The sequence below is a fragment of the Blautia sp. AM47-4 genome (assembly GCF_003479865.1).
Taxonomy (GTDB): domain Bacteria; phylum Bacillota; class Clostridia; order Lachnospirales; family Lachnospiraceae; genus Fusicatenibacter; species Fusicatenibacter saccharivorans.
The window spans coordinates 84764-102411 of sequence record NZ_QUHY01000014.1 but is presented as its reverse complement, the minus strand read 5'-3'; the positions used below and the strand labels follow the sequence as shown (position 1 = coordinate 102411).

At 49.6% G+C, this 17648-nt stretch carries 17 protein-coding genes; 12 read left to right on the top strand and 5 right to left on the bottom strand.

Features of this window, described 5'->3' with window-relative positions:
• The first annotated feature begins 99 nt into the window (after positions 1-99).
• The 12 genes from DW965_RS10920 to atpC all read left to right on the top strand — a co-directional run bounded on the left by DW965_RS10920 (position 100) and on the right by atpC (position 11282).
• Positions 100-585 carry a nitroreductase family protein gene (locus DW965_RS10920; RefSeq protein WP_243036615.1) on the top strand — a complete coding sequence of 162 codons (486 nt, stop codon included), beginning with the start codon at positions 100-102 and terminating at the stop codon, positions 583-585.
• Positions 586-997: 412 nt separating this feature from the next.
• The gene (locus tag DW965_RS10915; RefSeq protein ID WP_117760916.1) at positions 998-3595 is read left to right on the top strand and encodes an alpha-L-rhamnosidase; all 2598 of its coding nucleotides are present in this window, start codon (positions 998-1000) and stop codon (positions 3593-3595) included.
• A gap of 267 nt (positions 3596-3862) precedes the next feature.
• Positions 3863-4147, top strand: a complete 285-nt coding sequence (locus tag DW965_RS10910) for an AtpZ/AtpI family protein (protein ID WP_055220696.1) — start codon at positions 3863-3865, stop codon at positions 4145-4147.
• Between the two features lie 104 nt (positions 4148-4251).
• Positions 4252-4674: a hypothetical protein gene (locus tag DW965_RS10905; RefSeq protein WP_055227959.1), complete on the top strand. Its 423-nt coding sequence runs from the start codon at positions 4252-4254 to the stop codon at positions 4672-4674.
• A gap of 166 nt (positions 4675-4840) precedes the next feature.
• Positions 4841-5602 carry a F0F1 ATP synthase subunit A gene (locus DW965_RS10900; protein ID WP_022462450.1) on the top strand — a complete coding sequence of 254 codons (762 nt, stop codon included), beginning with the start codon at positions 4841-4843 and terminating at the stop codon, positions 5600-5602.
• A 50-nt stretch (positions 5603-5652) separates the two neighbouring features.
• Entirely contained in the window at positions 5653-5931 is a 279-nt protein-coding gene (gene atpE / locus DW965_RS10895) for an ATP synthase F0 subunit C (RefSeq protein WP_022462449.1), read from the top strand.
• 37 nt (positions 5932-5968) lie between these two features.
• Positions 5969-6292: an ATP synthase F0 subunit B gene (locus tag DW965_RS20010; RefSeq protein WP_243036614.1), complete on the top strand. Its 324-nt coding sequence runs from the start codon at positions 5969-5971 to the stop codon at positions 6290-6292.
• 258 nt (positions 6293-6550) lie between these two features.
• Positions 6551-7006, top strand: coding sequence for an ATP synthase F1 subunit delta (gene atpH, locus DW965_RS10885; RefSeq protein WP_330421126.1), 456 nt, complete (start codon positions 6551-6553; stop codon positions 7004-7006).
• 9 nt (positions 7007-7015) lie between these two features.
• Complete coding sequence (gene atpA, locus DW965_RS10880) at positions 7016-8545, top strand: F0F1 ATP synthase subunit alpha (RefSeq protein ID WP_055220549.1); 1530 nt, start codon at positions 7016-7018, stop codon at positions 8543-8545.
• A gap of 18 nt (positions 8546-8563) precedes the next feature.
• A complete protein-coding gene (gene atpG / locus DW965_RS10875; protein ID WP_055220552.1) occupies positions 8564-9430 on the top strand; it encodes an ATP synthase F1 subunit gamma in 867 nt (288 codons plus the stop codon).
• Positions 9431-9465: 35 nt separating this feature from the next.
• A complete protein-coding gene (gene atpD, locus DW965_RS10870) occupies positions 9466-10866 on the top strand; it encodes a F0F1 ATP synthase subunit beta (protein ID WP_022462236.1) in 1401 nt (466 codons plus the stop codon).
• A gap of 14 nt (positions 10867-10880) precedes the next feature.
• Positions 10881-11282, top strand: coding sequence for an ATP synthase F1 subunit epsilon (gene atpC, locus DW965_RS10865; protein WP_022462237.1), 402 nt, complete (start codon positions 10881-10883; stop codon positions 11280-11282).
• A gap of 74 nt (positions 11283-11356) precedes the next feature.
• Here atpC and DW965_RS10860 read toward each other — a convergent pair whose 3' ends face one another.
• From DW965_RS10860 to DW965_RS10840, 5 genes are all read right to left on the bottom strand, one after another.
• On the bottom strand, positions 11357-12754 hold the full coding sequence (locus DW965_RS10860; RefSeq protein ID WP_118659315.1) for a Na+/H+ antiporter NhaC family protein: 1398 nt from the start codon (positions 12752-12754) through the stop codon (positions 11357-11359).
• A gap of 78 nt (positions 12755-12832) precedes the next feature.
• On the bottom strand, positions 12833-13711 hold the full coding sequence (gene aguB, locus DW965_RS10855) for an N-carbamoylputrescine amidase (protein WP_118659316.1): 879 nt from the start codon (positions 13709-13711) through the stop codon (positions 12833-12835).
• Positions 13708-14838 (bottom strand): agmatine deiminase, encoded by a 1131-nt coding sequence (aguA, locus tag DW965_RS10850; protein WP_118659317.1) that lies wholly within the window; start codon positions 14836-14838, stop codon positions 13708-13710. Before aguA ends, aguB begins: the two co-directional genes overlap by 4 nt.
• Positions 14810-15943, bottom strand: coding sequence for a carboxynorspermidine decarboxylase (nspC, locus tag DW965_RS10845; protein ID WP_022462241.1), 1134 nt, complete (start codon positions 15941-15943; stop codon positions 14810-14812). The genes aguA and nspC overlap by 29 nt, the downstream gene beginning before the upstream one ends.
• A gap of 4 nt (positions 15944-15947) precedes the next feature.
• The gene (locus tag DW965_RS10840; protein WP_022462242.1) at positions 15948-17207 is read right to left on the bottom strand and encodes a saccharopine dehydrogenase family protein; all 1260 of its coding nucleotides are present in this window, start codon (positions 17205-17207) and stop codon (positions 15948-15950) included.
• Positions 17208-17648 lie beyond the last annotated feature (441 nt).

Sequence of the window (17648 nt, the reverse complement as noted above, 5' to 3'; positions counted from 1 at the left end):
GAAGAATGATGTTAAAGGATCTGGTATTAAAAAACAGGAGTTATCGTGGTTTGATGAGTCGGTGAGGATTTCGCGGGAGACGTTGGAAGGGTTTGTGGATTGCGCGCGGCTTTGTCCTCGAGTGTGAATAAGCAGCCGTTGAAGTATTTTCTGGCGTGGGAGCCGGACGAAGTGGAGAAGGTGCAGGGGCTGACGAAGTGGGCGCGGGCGCTGCCGGATATGGTACTGCCGCATCCGGGAAAACGGCCGACGGGTTTTGTTGTGATCTGCCAGGATAAGAGGATTGATGAGAATCTGAACCGGTATCAGAAGGATGTCGGGATTGTGGCGCAGACGATGCTGCTTGCGGCTGTGGAGCAGGGTCTTGGCGGCTGCATGATCGGGAATTTTCAGGCGGGCGAGGTGATGGAAGTGCTTGGACTGCCAGAGGAGATCCGGCCGCTTTTGATTGTGGCGTTTGGAAAACCGGCGGAGGAGATTCATCTGGTAGATGTGCCGGAGGATGGGAATACGAATTATTACCGGGATGAAAATGATGTGCACTATGTGCCGAAGAGAACGCTGGCGGATGAATTGCTGAACTGAAGATAGAAACTGAAGATAGAGCCGGAAAATTCCGGAAAAATGTCGGATGAACCGTCCTAAAAAGTTAGATCTAAAAAATCTGATTTCTTGGGGCGGTTCAAAGAATCCGGCATTTTTTTACTTTGCAGGAAACTTCGTTGAATTTTCCTGTAAAGTAAAAAGCCCTCCGGGCAGGATCGCACTGCGGCGGAGGGGAAAGGAAAGCACAGGCTCTTATTAGTTTCGGTGTAGCCCGAAAAAGGGAAAATGTCCCATACTTTCTGGCAATCCGGGGAGATGTCTGGTGGGCAGAAAATGGTGCAAATAAAGATGTTTTTTCCTGCAAAACAGAACCTTTTTTCTCGAAAGGGATCATGATAAAATGAGAAAAAATGGGGGAATTTTCAAAAATAAGATGGAGGAGGATATTGAAATGAAAATTTATCACGCACAGGTGAATCATCTGGAAAATCCAATGGGGTTCCGAATGGAGAGAACGGTCTTTTCCTGGAAAGTGAAAGACGCGGAAGGAAAAAAACAGAGCTATGCGAGAATCCGTGTAGCATCGGATGCAGCGATGGAGCATCTGCTGTTTGATTCCGGAGAGGATGATAAGGCGAGCAGTCTTTTCTATCCGGTGAAGCTGGATCTGGAGCCGAGAACGCGGTATTACTGGAACGTGGAAGCGGGCAGTGATGCCGGGGAGACGGCGGTGAGTGAAGTACAGTTTTTTGAGACCGGAAAACGGAATGAAGCATGGACAGGAAAATGGATTTCCTGTGACAGTAAGGAGAACCGTCATCCATATTTTGAAAAAGAAATTGTTCCGGCAAAAGAGGTAGCGAAGGCCAGGCTGTATGTCTGCGGACTTGGACTGTATGAGGTGTATGTGGATGAGAAGCGTGTCGGGGATGAGTACCTGACGCCGTACAGCAATGATTACAATGAATGGGTACAGTATCAGACGTATGATGTGACAGAGGAGGTTTCAAAACAGGGAATGCTCCGTGTGCTGCTTGGAAACGGCTGGTACAAGGCGCGGTTTGGATTCAGTGCGTTTGAGGACAAGGGATTTTACGGCAATGAGTGGAAGCTGATTGCGGAGCTGCATCTGACGTATGCGGACGGTTCGGAAGAGGTGATTGGCACGGATGAATCGTGGCAGGTGCGGCGCAGTAAAATTGCATTCTCGAATCTTTACGACGGTGAGCACCGGGACGACACGCTGTCGGAACTGCCATTGGAGAAGGCGGTTTTTTGTGAGGCACCAAAAGGAGAACTGACGGAACGCATGAGCCTTCCGGTGACGATTCATGAGACGTTTGAACCTAAAGAACTGCTTCATACTCCGGCCGGCGAGCTGGTCTTCGATATGGGGCAGGAGTTTACGGGAATTTTCAAGCTGCATGTCAACGTGCCGGCAGGAACCAAAATTCATGTTCAGACAGGTGAGATTTTGCAGCGCGGCAATTTCTACAATGACAATCTGCGGAGTGCAAAATCCGAATACATCTATATTTCCGATGGAACCGAAATGGATCTTGTGCCGCATTTTACGTTCTACGGCTACCGTTACGTGAAGATCGAAGGCATTCCGGATCTGAAAAAAGAGGATTTCACGGGTCTTTCTTATTACAGCAACATCACAGCGACAGGCTGGATGAAAACAGGAAGTGATTTGGTCAATCAGCTCATCAGCAATGTGCGCTGGGGCTTAAAGTGCAATTTTGTGGATGTTCCGACCGACTGCCCGCAGCGTGATGAGCGCATGGGATGGACGGGTGATGCGCAGGTGTTCTCGCCGACGGCGATGTATCTCGAAGATACGTATGCATTCTATGCAAAATACCTGTACGACATGGCAAAAGAGCAGAGCGTGCTCGGCGGAAAGGTGCCGCATGTGGTGCCATCGTGCGGCATCGAGGATGCAGCGTGTGTCTGGGGCGATGCGGCGTGTATCATTCCGTGGAATCTATATCTGTTTTATGGGGACAAGAGCATTCTGGAAGATCAGTTTGTGAGCATGAAATCGTGGGTGGACTACATCACGAAAGTGGATGGGGACAACCATGGCTGGAGATATGTATTCCACTTTGGCGACTGGCTGGCGCTTGACAATCCGGTGCAGGGCGCTGAGCAGGTCATGGGTGCAACGGACGAGGAGTTTATTGCAAACCTGTATTATGCGATCAGCGCAGGAATCGTGGCAAAAGCGGCCGGTGTGCTGGGATACCGCGAGGAGCAGGAGAAGTATCAGAAGCTGTCCGAGGAGCAGTTTGCTGTGGTACAGGAAGAATATTACAGCGCAACAGGCCGCTGCTGCATCAAAACACAGACGGCGCTGCTGCTGACGCTGAAATACCATTTGTCAAAGAACGAAGAGCTGACAAAACGGCAGCTTCTGAAGCTGTTTGAGCAGAGTAACCACAAACTGAAGACGGGATTTGTCGGAACACCATTGCTGAACAATGTGCTCACCGACAACGGCATGAATGATCTTGCCTACGAACTGTTGCTGAACGAGGAATTTCCGGGTTGGCTTTATGAGGTTAAGCTTGGTGCAACTACCGTCTGGGAACGCTGGAATTCCCTTCTTGCGGACGGTACGATTTCCGGCATCAGCATGAACAGTATGAACCATTATGCTTACGGCTCCATCCAGGAATGGATGTTCCGTCACGTTGCCGGCATCAACACGATGGAATCCCATCCGGGTGTCAGGACCGTACAGTTTGCACCGACGCTGAACTGGGATTTGAGGTATGCAGAGGCAAAATATGATTCTGCATCGGGAATGTACAGCATTCGCTGGGAGCTTTCCGACAAAGAGCACGTGACCATCACCATGGATGTTCCGTTCGACTGTACCGCAGAGGCCGTACTTCCAATGGTTGCCAAAAGTGAAAAAGAAGCGGTTGCAGAAGTGCTCGGATCAGAAGAAAACGGTAGATACCTGCTGGAGCCGGGACACTATGAGGTAAGCTATCAGCTTTCCGGTTGGAAAGAAAAAACGGCAGTATGTGTGGAATAAAACCGCAGTTTTTTTCAAAAAATAAGAAGCGAGGTGAACGCTGCAATTTTGCAATGGGACAAAATGAGAAAATTGTTCCAATTATTATGAAAAGAATATAAATAAAAACAAATAATTTGGAAAATATACAAATTCATTTGTCTTATGAAAACGTTTATGGTACAATCTGACTAAGCGGTTACAAAAATGAAAGTGTGTTTTGGAAAAAATGAAACAAGACACAGATCCGAGGGTCTGACAAAAAGAGGCGGCAGAAAGGGACAGGATATGAAGAAGTGGACGGGGATGATTACCAATCTCACAATGTTGACACAATTCGGACTGTCCCTTGTGACGCCTCTTTTTCTTTGTCTGGCACTTTGCTGGTGGCTTTGCGACCGCTTTTCGGTTGGAACATGGATTTATCTGATCGGCTTTTTCTTTGGGATCGGAGGCGGTGCCGTGACAGCCTGGAAATTCGGGCAGAGCGTTCTGCGGCATCAGAAACGCATCGAGACGGAGCCGGACGGAAAAAAGAAGAAAAAGCGGGTGTCTTTCAACCGACATATTTAGAACGTGTCTGAAAAAGTTTTCACAGTTGACGAAGATCAAGTGGCAGAGAAAAGATTTCAGACTGATTTTAAGGGGAAAATCCATTAGAAAGGAAACAAGGCGATATGAGCAATTTCGGAGACAAGGTCCAGCCGGCCGTAAAAAAGGAGACGAAAAATGTTGCCATCTATACTGTTGTCGGCGTGGTTGTGATGTGGGTCGGGTTTCTGATCCTGCACCTGATCTGGCCGGAAAAAATCCCATTTGACTATCGGGTGATCCTCGGGGGAATCGGAGGCGGTGCCGTTGCGGTGCTGAACTTTTTCCTGATGGGCATGGCAGTACAAAAAGCAGTGTCCGAGACAGACGAGGCGGGAGCAAAACGGCGGATGCAGGCAAGCTATTCGCAGAGAAACCTGATGCAGATGCTCTGGGCAATTCTGGCGATTGTGCTTCCATGCTTTCAGTTTGCCGCAGGAATCCTGCCGCTTTTAATTCCGGGAACGGCCATCAAGCTGAAGGGCATAAAAAACAGCATAAAGCGCTGAACCTGATCTTTGGCGAAAGCCGCAAAGACGGGACGGCGTTTTGAAACCGAAACAGCGAAGCAGCGATTCGGTTATGAGCAAGCAGCGAAGCGGATTGTGAAGATCCGCTTTGACAAAAGGTTCAAATTTTTTATTTTATCTCATACAGAGGAGGTGAGAAAAGAGAATGGAGGTTGATATCTCCGGTGCAAAAGTCTTTTTTACGATCCCGATCGATTTCCCGCTGTTCGGGAAAATTCAGATCAGCGAAACGCTGGTGGTAAGCTGGATTGTAATGGCACTCATTACCGGACTTTGCATCTGGCTCACAAGAGATTTGAAGATACGGAACATCTCCAAACGCCAGGCGGTGGCAGAAATGATTGTGGAGACCGCAAATAAATTCGTCATCGGCAACATGGGAGAAAAATTCCGGTATCTGATTCCTTTTGTGTCGGCGCTTTTCGCGACCAGCGTTGTCTCGAACCTGATCAGCCTGATCGGACTTCGAAGTCCGACAGCGGATCTTTCCACCGAGGCGGCCTGGGCTGTTGTGGTTTTCATCATGATCACCACACAGAAGATCAAAACCAACGGTTTTGGCGGATATCTGAAGGGCTTCACGACTCCGATTGCGGTTATGACACCGTTTAACGTTTTGTCGGAGCTCGCAACGCCGATCAGTATGGCGTGCCGTCACTTTGGAAACATTCTTTCCGGCGTTGTCATCAATGCCCTGATCTACGGATCGCTGGCACTGGCAAGCGGAAAGCTGCTGGGACTGCTTCCCGGCGTGCTCGGAAGAACCCTTTCACAGATCCCGATTCTGGACGTCGGTGTCCCGGCTGTTCTGTCGGTCTATTTTGACTGGTTCTCCGGCGTGATGCAGGCCTTTATTTTCTGTATGCTGACTGTCATGTACATTGCGAATGCAGCAGAGGAAGGCTAAAGAGATTAAAAAATGAGGTTTACAAAAAGAAAATACAGGAGGAAAACAAGATGGATTTTCAGATTTTAGCAAAAGGTATCGCTCTCGCAGGATGCGCAATCGGCGCAGGATGCTCCCTGATCGCAGGTATCGGACCTGGTATCGGTGAAGGTAACGCCGTAGCAAAGGCACTTGAGGCAATCGGACGTCAGCCGGAATGCAAAGGTGATGTAACAAGTACGATGCTTCTTGGCTGTGCGATCGCAGAGACCACAGGTATTTACGGTTTCGTAACCGGCCTGCTTCTGATCTTCGTAGCACCGGGAATGTTCATGAACTTCCTGAAATAGTTGCAAGGAGTAAATGATTGCTAGGAGGAAAGAAACTATGCAGGTTCAGGAACTGGTAGGAATTGTCCCCTGGACTTTTATCGCACAGATCTGCAACCTCTTCATCCAGATGTATCTGATCAAACGGTTCCTTTTCAAACCGATCAATGAGATGCTGGAAAAACGGCGTGCGGCAGCCGATGCGGAGATTACAGACGCAGAGGCGGCAAAAAAAGAAGCCAACGCCATCAAAGAGGAATATGAGCAGAATATGCAGGAGGCCAAGGCAAAGGCCAACGAGATTCTCGAAAGCGCCAGAAAGACAGCGACGCTGCAGAGCGAGAAAATCGTAAAAGAGGCTTCCGAACAGGCAGCTGCCTGAAAAACAAGGCAGAAAAAGAGATTGCCCAGGAGAAAAAGAAAGCGGTCAATGAAGTCAAAGGCGAGATCGGCGGCATTGCCATGGATATTGCCGGAAAGGTCATTGAACGTGAGATTAATGAAAAAGACCATGAGAAGCTGATAGATGAATTTATATCGAATGTAGGTGAAGCATCATGACAGAAACTGCCAGAGTATACGGTGGGAGCCTGTATGAGCTGGCCCAGGAGGAGCATCTCGAAGAGGAAATCCTTCTGAGATGAAGGAGATCCGAGCTCTGTTCCGGGAAAACCCGGAGTATCCGCGCCTTTTATCGGAGCCTTCGATTCCGCGAAAAGAGCGGATCGGGCTGATCGACGCGGCATTTGGCAGCCAGGCGGAACCGTATTTGGTCAATTTTATCAAACTGCTGTGTGAAAAAAATCTTCTCCGTGAATTCGGCGGATGCCAGGAAGCATTTCAGCGCAGATACTACGCAGCCCACAACATTGCCGAGGCAGTTGTGACGAGCGCAGCATCCCTGTCGAAGGAACAGGAAGAGCTTCTGAAGAAAAAACTGGAAACGATGAGTGGAAAAACGGTCGTGATGGAACTGAAAACCGATCCGTCCGTTCTGGCGGGTGTCCGCGTAGAACTCGACGGAAAGCTGTTTGACGGAACCGTAAAGGGACGTTTGGCCGAGCTTTCCAGAAGAATCAGCAATACAGTGGTGTAGGAGGAAAACATGCAACTGAAACCAGAAGAAATATCCAAGGTCATCCGCAGCCAGATCAAATATTATGAAAATGCGATCCGGCAGGATGAGACAGGCACCGTTCTGATGGTCGGAGACGGAATCGCAAGAGCCAGCGGTCTTTCGAACTGCATGGCAGGCGAGCTGCTGGAATTTGAGGATGGAAGCTATGGAATGGCACAGAACCTCGAGGAAAACAGCGTATCTGTCGTTTTATTCGGTTCCGGCGAGAACATCAGCGAGGGACAGCTTGTAAAAAGAACGGGAAAAGTTGTTTCGGTTCCGGTCGGAGAAGGCATGATCGGACGCGTTGTCAACGCGCTCGGCCAGCCAATCGACGGCGCAGGCCCGATTACGGCAGCAGAGTACCGTCCGATTGAAAGCCCGGCACCGGGCATCTGTGAGAGAAAAGGTGTTAATCAGCCGCTGCAGACCGGTATTAAAGCGATCGATTCCATGGTTCCGATCGGAAGAGGTCAGCGAGAGCTGATCATCGGAGACCGTCAGACCGGAAAGACAACGATCGCAACCGATACCATTCTGAACCAGAAAGGCAAGGATGTGATCTGTATCTACGTTGCCATCGGACAGAAACGTTCGACAGTAGCGTCCTTAGTAGAAAATCTTGAGAAGAACGGCGCAATGGCGTACACCATCGTCGTGGCAGCGACGGCATCCGAAGCGAGCCCGCTGCAGTATATCGTACCGTATTCCGGTTGTGCCATGGGCGAGTACTTTATGTATCAGGGAAAAGATGTGCTGATTATTTATGATGACTTAAGTAAGCACGCGGTTGCATACCGTGCACTCTCCCTGCTGATCCGCCGTCCACCGGGACGTGAGGCTTATCCGGGAGATGTTTTCTATCTCCATTCCAGACTTCTGGAGCGTGCCGCAAAGCTGGACGATGAACACGGCGGCGGATCCATGACGGCCCTGCCGATCATTGAGACCCAGGCAGGCGATATTTCCGCCTATATTCCGACGAACGTCATCTCCATCACAGACGGACAGATTTTCCTTGAGACAGAGCTGTTCCACTCGGGCGTTATGCCGGCGGTAAACCCTGGCGTATCCGTATCCCGTGTCGGTGGAAATGCGCAGATTAAGGCGATGAAGAAGGTAGCCGGAACTCTGAAACTGATCTATTCCCAGTACCGCGAGCTGGCAAGTTTTGCACAGTTCGGATCCGATCTGGATGCCGATACAAAGGCGCGTCTGGAGCAGGGTGTGCGTATCGTGGAAGTATTAAAACAGAACCAGAATGCACCGGTTCCGGTAGAAAAACAGGTGGCCATTCTTTATGCGGTAACGAAAGGAATTCTGTCAAAGGTTGCAGCTGAGGATGTCCGCGCCTATGAGGACGGACTGTATACCTGGCTTGATACCGACGCAGAGGGTGCTGCCGTGATGCAGGAGATTTCCGCAACCGGAAAACTCGAGGCAGATACCGAAGAGAAGCTGAAAAGTGCGCTCGAATCGTACACCGAAAACTTTATCAATACAAGACCTGCAAAATAAGGAAAGAAGGAGGAGCCTATGGCTGCAAACATGAAAGCCGTAAAGCTGCGGATCAAAAGTGTCGAAAGCACGATGCAGATTACCAAGGCGATGGAACTTGTAGCGTCCTCCAAGCTGCGAAAAGCGAAGGAGCGGGCTGATACCTGCCGTCCGTATTTTCAGGAGCTGTACCGCACTTTGCAGGATATTGCAAAAGGAAACACGGAATTTTATTCCATTTATGCAAAAGAGGCAAAAAACGAGAAATGCTGCTACGTGCTGGTTGCCGGAGACCGCGGCCTTGCGGGCGGATACAACGCGAATCTGTTCCGATGCTTTGAGGCAGATGCCAAAGGAAAAGAGATCTGTGTGGTTCCGGTCGGCAAAAAGGCAGTGGAGTATGCAAAATCCCGGAAGCTGGACATTCTGACGGACAGCTTTGCCGAGATCGCAAATCTTTCCGTGGCAGACAGCTTTGAGATCGCGCGCGCACTGTGCCGTGAGTTCCGGAAAGGGACCTTCGGACATGTGGAGCTTTGCTATACGAAATTCGTGTCGATGCTGTCGCAGATGCCGGTTTCCGTGCCGATCCTGCCTCTGATTGACATTGCAAAAGAGGACGGAGAGGATCCGGAAGCGAAAAAAATCCGGAATCTGATCCTGTATGAGCCAAACGGTGTCGAGGTATTCGAAGCGATTGTGCCGGAATACTTAGGCGGCCTGATCTACGGCGGTATCTGTGAGAGTGTGGCAAGTGAGCTTGCGGCACGCCGTACCGCAATGGAGGCGGCAACGGGAAATGCAGAGGAGATGATTGAACAGCTCAATCTGTATTACAACCGTGCCCGTCAGGCAAGCATTACGCAGGAGATCACGGAGATCGTCGGCGGTGCGGAAGGCGTGTAAGAGTGGAAACAAGAAAAGTGAGGAGAAGTCGTTAAATGAGTGAAAAACACATTGGCGAGGTTGTGCAGGTAACGGGTCCTGTTCTGGACATCCGTTTTCCGGAAGGAGAGCTGCCGGCACTTCTGAATGCCATCGAGATAGACAACCACGGCGAGAAGCTGGTTGTGGAAGTGGCGCAGCAGACGGGCGACAACATGGTTCGCTGCATTGCCATGAAGTCCACAGACGGACTTGTCCGCGGAACGAAAGCAGTCGACACGGGCGGCCCGATCGCCGTTCCGGTCGGAGAGGAGTGCTTAGGCCGCGTGTTCAACCTGCTCGGTGAGACCGTAGACAATAAGCCGGCACCGGAAACAGCAGAAAAATGGCCGATCCACCGCGATCCGCCGTCCTATGAGGAACAGGTTCCGGCAACGGAAATCCTCGAAACCGGAATCAAGGTCGTTGACCTGATCTGCCCGTATGCCAAGGGCGGAAAAATCGGTCTGTTCGGCGGTGCCGGCGTTGGAAAAACAGTCCTTATCATGGAGCTGATCCACAACGTGGCAACGGCGCACGGCGGACTTTCCGTTTTCACCGGTGTCGGAGAGCGTACCCGTGAAGGAAATGACCTTTACAACGAGATGAAAGAGAGCGGTGTTATCGATAAAACAGCACTGGTCTATGGACAGATGAACGAGCCGCCGGGAGCGCGTATGCGTGTCGGACTTTCCGGCCTTACCATGGCAGAATACTTCCGTGATGTGAAAAATCAGGATGTGCTGCTGTTCATCGATAATATTTTCCGATTTACGCAGGCAGGTTCCGAGGTTTCGGCTCTGCTTGGCCGTATGCCGTCCGCAGTAGGATACCAGCCGACGCTGGCAACCGAGATGGGCGCACTGCAGGAGCGTATTACGTCCACGAGAAAGGGTTCCATCACATCGGTACAGGCTGTTTATGTGCCGGCCGATGACCTGACCGACCCGGCTCCGGCAACGACATTTACCCATCTGGATGCCACGACGGTACTTTCCCGTGAAATTTCCAGCCAGGGTATTTATCCGGCCGTTGATCCGCTCGATTCTACCAGCCGTATTCTGACACCGGAAATCGTAGGCCATGAGCACTATGAGGTAGCGCGTGCCGTACAGCAGGTGCTGCAGAGATACAAAGAGCTGCAGGACATTATCGCCATCATGGGTATGGACGAGCTGTCCGAAGAGGATAAGCTGACGGTCAGCCGTGCCCGTAAGGTACAGCGTTTCCTGTCCCAGAGCTTCTCGGTAGCGGAACAGTTTACCGGTATGGAAGGAAAATACGTGCCGTTAAAAGAAACCCTGCGCGGATTCCGCATGATCCTCGATGGTGAGTGCGACGATCTTCCGGAGAGCTGCTTCCTGTTTGCAGGTACCATCGACGAGGTATTTGAAAAAGCAAAAGCACTGAATCAGTAAAGGAGGAATGACGTATGAGTACATTTCCTTTACGTGTCGGCACGCCGGACGGACTTCTCTATGAGGGTGACGTAGCGCGCGTTGTCTGCAGAACCATCAGCGGCGACCTGGCAATTCTGCCGGGGCACTGCAATTACTGCACTGCACTTGGTATGGGCGAGGCGCATATTGTGCTGGAGGACGGAACGAGAAGAAATGCCGCCTGCATCGGCGGAATGCTTTCCATGATGAACGGGGTCTGCCGTGTCCTGGCAACAACCTGGGAGTGGGAAGAGGATATTGATGCAGAGCGCGCCGAGGCTGCCAAACACAGGGCCGAGCAGGCGCTGGCAAACGGCGGTCTGACAGACAAAGAATACCGTATTGCCGAAGCCAAGCTGCAGCGTGCGCTGGTGCGGTTGAGTGTAAAAGAATAAAAAAACAAAAAAAGCCTTCGATGAATCTGGAAAAATCCGATCGTCGAAGACTTTTTTTATTTTAAGGGTGCTTTTTAAAGAGCAAAAATTCCGCAGATTAAGAATCCTGCTACGGCGAGAGCAGCACTGATCAGGACGTAAGGAAACTGCGACACGGCATGTGACATATTGTCAATCTCGCAGGTCGCGGAGGAAAGAACCGTTGCGTCGGAATAGAAGCATGCATGGCTTCCGAAAACACCGCCGGATACGACAGCGCCAAGCGCCAGAAGTACATTAGCATCAAGGGCGATGGCAAGCGGAACAACAATGGAAACGGCTACGGCCTCAATTCCCCAGAAAGAGCTGGTGACAAAGGTTAGAACTGCAATGACAACAAAAATAATAGCTGCCAGTGTTTTGGCATTCATATACGGAACACACAGGTTGATGACGTATTCCGAGAGTCCCATTTCGCCGCAGGCAGTCTTGATCATAAAGGATGCAAGAAGAATGGCGAGAACCGGAAGAATATCTGCAAAGCCGGCAAAGAACAGTTCCACGTACCGCGTAAAGGTCATTTTTTTCCGCGGAAGATAAAGAATCATACAGGAAGCAAGAGCAAGAATAATCGCCTGCATCATATCCTGTGTAGCTACTGTCACACCGATCAGAATACCGATGGGGATCAGAAAATCCAGTATATTTCCGGGATTGGTATTTTCGGGCGGGTAATCAACGCTCATTCCGGCCATGGCAATGTCAACGGAAGGGGCATTGTGCATTTTGGGATGCTCCGGTGTCTGCTCTTTCTTTTCCAGATCGGTATAGGCATCTTTCATTTTTCCGAGCTTTGGCATCAGTTTGCAGGCAAACAGAACCACAACCAGAAGTGCAGTCATCGGATAAAACATATAAGGAAGCACTTTTAAGTAAACACTCATACCGGTGGAAAAGCCCATATTGAGAATGTCCGGTTCCTGAATAAAAACACCGGAATAAAAAACTACCCAGGTGGAAAAGGGAATCAGTGCACAGACAGGTGCACCGGTTGAGTCAATGATATAGGCAAGGGCCTGGCGTGGGACTTTTCGTTTATCACAGACATCCTTCATACAGGTTCCAACGGTCATGATGTTAAGATAATCATCGACAAAAATAATGATTCCGAGAAATACCGACATCATCATGGTGATCCGTTCATTTTTACAGAAACGGCTTAACAGGTTGGAAAAACCAAGTGTTCCTTTTGCCTCGCGGAGCAGGAAGATGAAGCCTCCGAACAGTCCGCAGAGAAGAAGAATATACTGGTTATCTGCGTTGCTGATCTCCGAAAGCAGCAGATCGCACCAGGGTCCGATAAAAGCCGCTTTGTACATGATGAGATAGGCAACCAGGGTTCCGAAAATCAGAGCTTCGAAAGATTTTTTCGTTTTTAATGCAAAAATCAGCATCGCCGCAGGCGGCAGCAGACATAAAACTCCATATTGCATAGCGGTTCTCCTTTGTAGTTAGAATATGTGATGCAGCGCACCGCTGTAGGAAGAGTTACAACAGGAAGAGACAGAGCTTTACTGTTTCGTCATGATACGGTAAGTTTCCGGCCGCCGGTCACGGAAAAGCCCCCAGGAAAAACGTTCTTCGCGCAGGGCATCCAGATCGAAGAAGGCATACAGGATTTCCTCGGTATCTCTTCCGGCAGATGCCACAAGCTCACCGGTTGCATCGGCAATAAAGGAAGAACCGTAGAAAGTAAGAGAAGAGGACTGGCCGCCATTTTCTTCACAGGGCGTTACGGTTTCGGTACCAATCCGGTTTGCAGCAGCAACCGGAACAAGATTTGCGGCAGCATGTCCCTGCATGACGCGCCGCCAGTGCCCGCTGCTGTCTACATTCAGGATCGGCTCACTTCCGATCGCGGTAGGATAGAGCAGGATTTCAGCCCCCTGCACAGCCATACATCGTGCTGTTTCCGGAAACCACTGATCCCAGCAGATGCCGACGCCGACGGTTCCAAAACGTGTTTCAAAGACTTTGAATCCCGTATCTCCCGGAGTGAAATAGAATTTTTCCTGATAAAAATGATCGTCCGGGATATGGGTCTTGCGGTAAACGCCAAGAATGGATCCGTCTGCATCAATCATGGCAATGGAATTAAACAGGCGCTGAACATCCCTTTCATAAAAGCTGACCGGAATCACGACCCCAAGTTCTCCGGCAACGGCCTGAAAACGCCGGACAGCGGGATTTTCTGTCAAAGGCAGGGCATAATCATAATAATCGTATCGCTTTTCCTGACAAAAATACGGTCTTTCAAATAATTCAGGAAGAAGGATGAGATTGGCACCGTTGGAAGCGGCTTCACGGACCATGGTCTCTGCTTTGTCTATATTTTCCTGCACCTGGCTGCAGCATGAAAACTGCAGTGCGGCAATTTTTATATTTCTCATAATCTGTTTCCTCTTTTCTTTGCCGGAATCTGCTGGGTAATACAGTGAATGTTGCCTCCGCCGGTCAGAATGACGCGTGCATCGACAGGGAGGATCCGTCGATCCGGAAAGCATTTTCCGAGAATTTCTGCAGCCACGGTATCGTTTTCATCGCCGAAACGGGGAAGAAGGACACAGTGATTGGCAAGGTAAAAATTGATATAGCTGGCGGCAAGGCGTTCCCCGGCTTCCCGCTGATCTTCGCCATCCTCAAAATCATAGCCGAGAAGATCTTCTTCTGTAATACAGATGGGATGCTTTGGAATGGGCAGCTTGTGAATCACAAAGCTTCGGCCCTTCGCGTCAACGGTATGGGAGAGAAGATCAAAAGCGGCCCTGCTTCTGGCATACTGAGGATCGTTTTCGTCATCTGTCCAGGCAAGAAGAACTTCTCCGGGCTTTACAAAGCAGCACATATTATCGATATGGCCGTTGGTTTCATCGTTGTAAATACCAAAAGGCAGCCAGATGATTTTCTCGACCGAAAGATACTGACGCAGCTTTTCTTCAATTTCCGCTCTTGTAAGAGAAGGATTGCGCCCCGGACTCAGCAGACATTCTTCGGTCGTAAGCAGGGTTCCTTCCCCGTCAACATGGATGGAGCCGCCTTCCAGAACAAAGGGGCGGGCATTATAGAAGGAATCTCCGAGAAAATTGCAGATTCGTTCCGGAACCTCACGGTCATGTTCAAAGTGGGAGTACAGACCGTCATACTGACCGCCCCAGGCGTTGAATTCCCATTGAATGCCTCTTCGCCCGCCCTGATCGTTGACCACAAACGTAGCGCCGGTATCTCTTGCCCAGGCATCCTCTGTCGGGGCTTCGATCAGATGAATCCGGTCGGAGGAAAGCAGTTCCTGTGCCGATGCTTTATCCTGTGGCCGGACGAAAAGATAAACTTGCTCATAAGCGGCAATTGCTTCTGCAATTTCTGCAAATGCCGTTCTTGCCGCTTTTGCCCCGTAATTCCAGGAACCGGGACGCCACGGCCAGATCATCAGCGTGCCTTCGTGGGGCTCAAATTCGCCCGGCATGTAAAAGCCATCGGCTTTTGGGGTTCTAAGACAATCGGTTTTTGAAATCTTCATATCCAAACTCCTTTATCATTCGGCAGTTTCCAGCTTTGTCCATCACCGCGATGGAAGGGAGTGGGATTCCGTTAAAGGTATTGGTTTTTACCATCGAATAAATCGCCATATCTTCAAAATACAGTCTGTCACCGATCCGGATTTGGGAATCGAAGGAATATTCGCCGATTACGTCGCCCGCCAGGCAGGTATTGCAGGAAAGGCGGTAGGTATAAGGCTTTTCTCCGGGCAGTCCGCTGCCTTTGAGCGGAGGGCGGTACGGCATCTCAAGCACATCCGGCATATGGCAGGCAGCGGAAGTGTCAAGAATTAAAATTTTTCCGTTATTTTCAACAATATCGAGAACTTCCGTGACATTGTAGCCTGCGTTTAAGGCAACTGCTTCCCCGGGCTCCAGGTAAATCTGAAGACCATACGTTTCTTTCATATGGTTGATACAGGAAATCAGGCGTTCGATATCGTAATCCTCACGGGTGATATGATGTCCGCCTCCCATGTTAAGCCAGTTCATTTTAAAAAGCCACTTGCCGAATTTTTCTTCCACGGCGCGCAGTGTGGTTTCCAGATCATCCGAATTCTGTTCACAGAGGGTATGAAAATGAAGACCGTCCACAAGATCGGCCAGTTCGTCTGTAAAATCGCAGGCGCGGATGCCCATGCGGGAGCCGGGCGCACAGGGATCATAAATCGCATGGCCTTCCTGCGTGGAGCATTCCGGGTTGATGCGAAGTCCGGCTTTTGCGGTTCCGGAAGCCTTAAGTACAGGGAGGTACGTTCGGAGCTGCTTTTCTGAATTGAAAATAATGTGATCGCAGATCTGTGCGAGCTCTTCCATATCCTGCGGGCGGTAGGCCGGAGAATACACATGATTCTCCAGCCCCATTTCTTCCTTTCCAAGCCGCGCCTCATAGAGTCCGCTGGCAGTTGTTCCGCTGATATATTTTCCAATCAGCGGATATTCCGAAAAGCAGGAAAAGCATTTCTGAGCCAGCAGAATTTTTGCACCGGTGCGTTCTTCTACCTGGTGCAGGAGCTTTAAGTTTTCTTCCAGTTTGCCTTCATCAATGACAAAACAGGGAGTTGGCAGTTCGTTTATCTTATACATAGGCTTAATCTACTAAAACAGGATTTTCTACGACCTTCCACGGAAGACCCCACTTGTTGAGTGCTTCCATATACGGATCCGGATCGAATTCATCTGTGGTGTAGACACCCGGCTTGTTCCAGAGGCCGTTCACGACCATCATGGTTCCGATCATAGCCGGAACGCCGGTGGTGTAGGAGATTGCCTGAGACTCTACTTCCCGGTAGCATTCCTGGTGGTCACAGACATTGTAAATGTAAATGCTTCTTTCTTTTCCGTCCTTGATACCGGTAAAAATACAGCCGATGTTGGTTTTACCCACGGTGCGCGGACCAAGAGTGGAAGGATCCGGAAGAAGCTCTTTTAAAAACTGGATCGGTACAATCTGCTGTCCGTTGAAGGTAATCGGAGTGGTGGAGAGAAGTCCTACATTTTCCAGACATTTCATATGGGTCAGATAGCTCTGGCCGAAGGTCATGAAGAAGCGGATTCTTTTTACGCCCGGGATATTTTTTGCAAGAGCCTCAATTTCTTCATGGTGAAGAAGGTACATATCCTTCTCGCCTACCTCATCGAAGTTATATTCCCGTTTGATCGACATTGGCGGAATTTCTACCCAGTGGCCGTTTTCCCAGTAAGAGCCGGGAGCGGATACCTCGCGGAGGTTGATTTCCGGATTGAAGTTGGTTGCAAACGGATATCCGTGGTCGCCGCCGTTGCAGTCCAGAATATCAATCGTGTGAATTTCATCGAAATAGTGTTTCTGTGCATAGGCTGCAAAAACGCTGGTGACGCCCGGGTCAAAGCCGGTTCCGAGAAGACCGGTGATGCCGGCTTCCTTGAAACGGTCCATATAAGCCCACTGCCAGGAATAATCAAAGTAGGCGGAAAAGCCAAGCTCTTCGCATCTCTTTTCGTAGATTGCGCGCCATGCCGGATCATCTGTATTTTCTGCTTCGTAATTTGCAGTATCGATGTAAGGAACCTTACATGCGAGGCAGGCATCCATAATGGTAAGATCCTGATAAGGAAGAGCCAGATTTAATACGGCATCCGGCTGATACTGTTTGATTAAGGCGATTAATTCTTCTGTGCAGTCGGCATCCACCTTTGCTGTTGTGATAATGGTTTTTGTGGTCGGAGCCAGCTTTTCTTTTAAAGCATCGCACTTGGAAAGGGTGCGGCTTGCAATCATAATTTCAGAAAATACTTCACTGTTCTGGCAGCATTTGTGAATGGCTACGGATGCAACACCGCCGCATCCGATGATCATAACTTTTGACATTGTTTGGTTCTCCTTTTTCAGAAAATGGTGTTGGGTTCATCTTTGGCTATAAGCACGAAAAAGAACAGATGACGTGCATCATCTGTCTAAAAATCGAAATTTATACATGATCGTATTGTGCAAACTTCAGGGGATGGACAAAAATCCAGGCTTCTCCCTGTTTTCCTATGCAGAAATATATAGTCACGTACTCTTATTGACCGTTTCATAAGATGATGTGCTCGTCGTAGAGCATCGATTATAAAGTAATCAACTCATAAAATTTGCGCTTTTAACGCAATCAATAATGTGGCTCTTAACCACGCTCGGCAACTACCCCTGCCTGTCCGTCGGTTTTTTACCAGGGGCATATATTTTGCATAAGAACAGAATTGTTCGCTTGCAGTTCCAAATTATAAAGTGAAATGACATGGATGTCAAGAAAAATTTGTGAAACTATTC

Bases quoted from the DNA above. Each gene is read 5' to 3' on its own strand.
- atpH (WP_330421126.1), top strand. From the start codon at position 6,551: ATGAAGGAGATCCGAGCTCTGTTCCGGGAAAACCCGGAGTATCCGCGC.
- aguA (WP_118659317.1), bottom strand. From the start codon at position 14,838: ATGAAGATTTCAAAAACCGATTGTCTTAGAACCCCAAAAGCCGATGGC.
- aguB (WP_118659316.1), bottom strand. From the start codon at position 13,711: ATGAGAAATATAAAAATTGCCGCACTGCAGTTTTCATGCTGCAGCCAG.
- DW965_RS10915 (WP_117760916.1), top strand. From the start codon at position 998: ATGAAAATTTATCACGCACAGGTGAATCATCTGGAAAATCCAATGGGG.
- DW965_RS10860 (WP_118659315.1), bottom strand. From the start codon at position 12,754: ATGCAATATGGAGTTTTATGTCTGCTGCCGCCTGCGGCGATGCTGATT.
- DW965_RS10900 (WP_022462450.1), top strand. From the start codon at position 4,841: ATGGAGGTTGATATCTCCGGTGCAAAAGTCTTTTTTACGATCCCGATC.
- DW965_RS10840 (WP_022462242.1), bottom strand. From the start codon at position 17,207: ATGTCAAAAGTTATGATCATCGGATGCGGCGGTGTTGCATCCGTAGCC.
- nspC (WP_022462241.1), bottom strand. From the start codon at position 15,943: ATGTATAAGATAAACGAACTGCCAACTCCCTGTTTTGTCATTGATGAA.
- atpG (WP_055220552.1), top strand. From the start codon at position 8,564: ATGGCTGCAAACATGAAAGCCGTAAAGCTGCGGATCAAAAGTGTCGAA.
- atpD (WP_022462236.1), top strand. From the start codon at position 9,466: ATGAGTGAAAAACACATTGGCGAGGTTGTGCAGGTAACGGGTCCTGTT.
- DW965_RS10905 (WP_055227959.1), top strand. From the start codon at position 4,252: ATGAGCAATTTCGGAGACAAGGTCCAGCCGGCCGTAAAAAAGGAGACG.
- atpC (WP_022462237.1), top strand. From the start codon at position 10,881: ATGAGTACATTTCCTTTACGTGTCGGCACGCCGGACGGACTTCTCTAT.
- DW965_RS10910 (WP_055220696.1), top strand. From the start codon at position 3,863: ATGAAGAAGTGGACGGGGATGATTACCAATCTCACAATGTTGACACAA.
- atpE (WP_022462449.1), top strand. From the start codon at position 5,653: ATGGATTTTCAGATTTTAGCAAAAGGTATCGCTCTCGCAGGATGCGCA.
- DW965_RS20010 (WP_243036614.1), top strand. From the start codon at position 5,969: ATGCAGGTTCAGGAACTGGTAGGAATTGTCCCCTGGACTTTTATCGCA.
- atpA (WP_055220549.1), top strand. From the start codon at position 7,016: ATGCAACTGAAACCAGAAGAAATATCCAAGGTCATCCGCAGCCAGATC.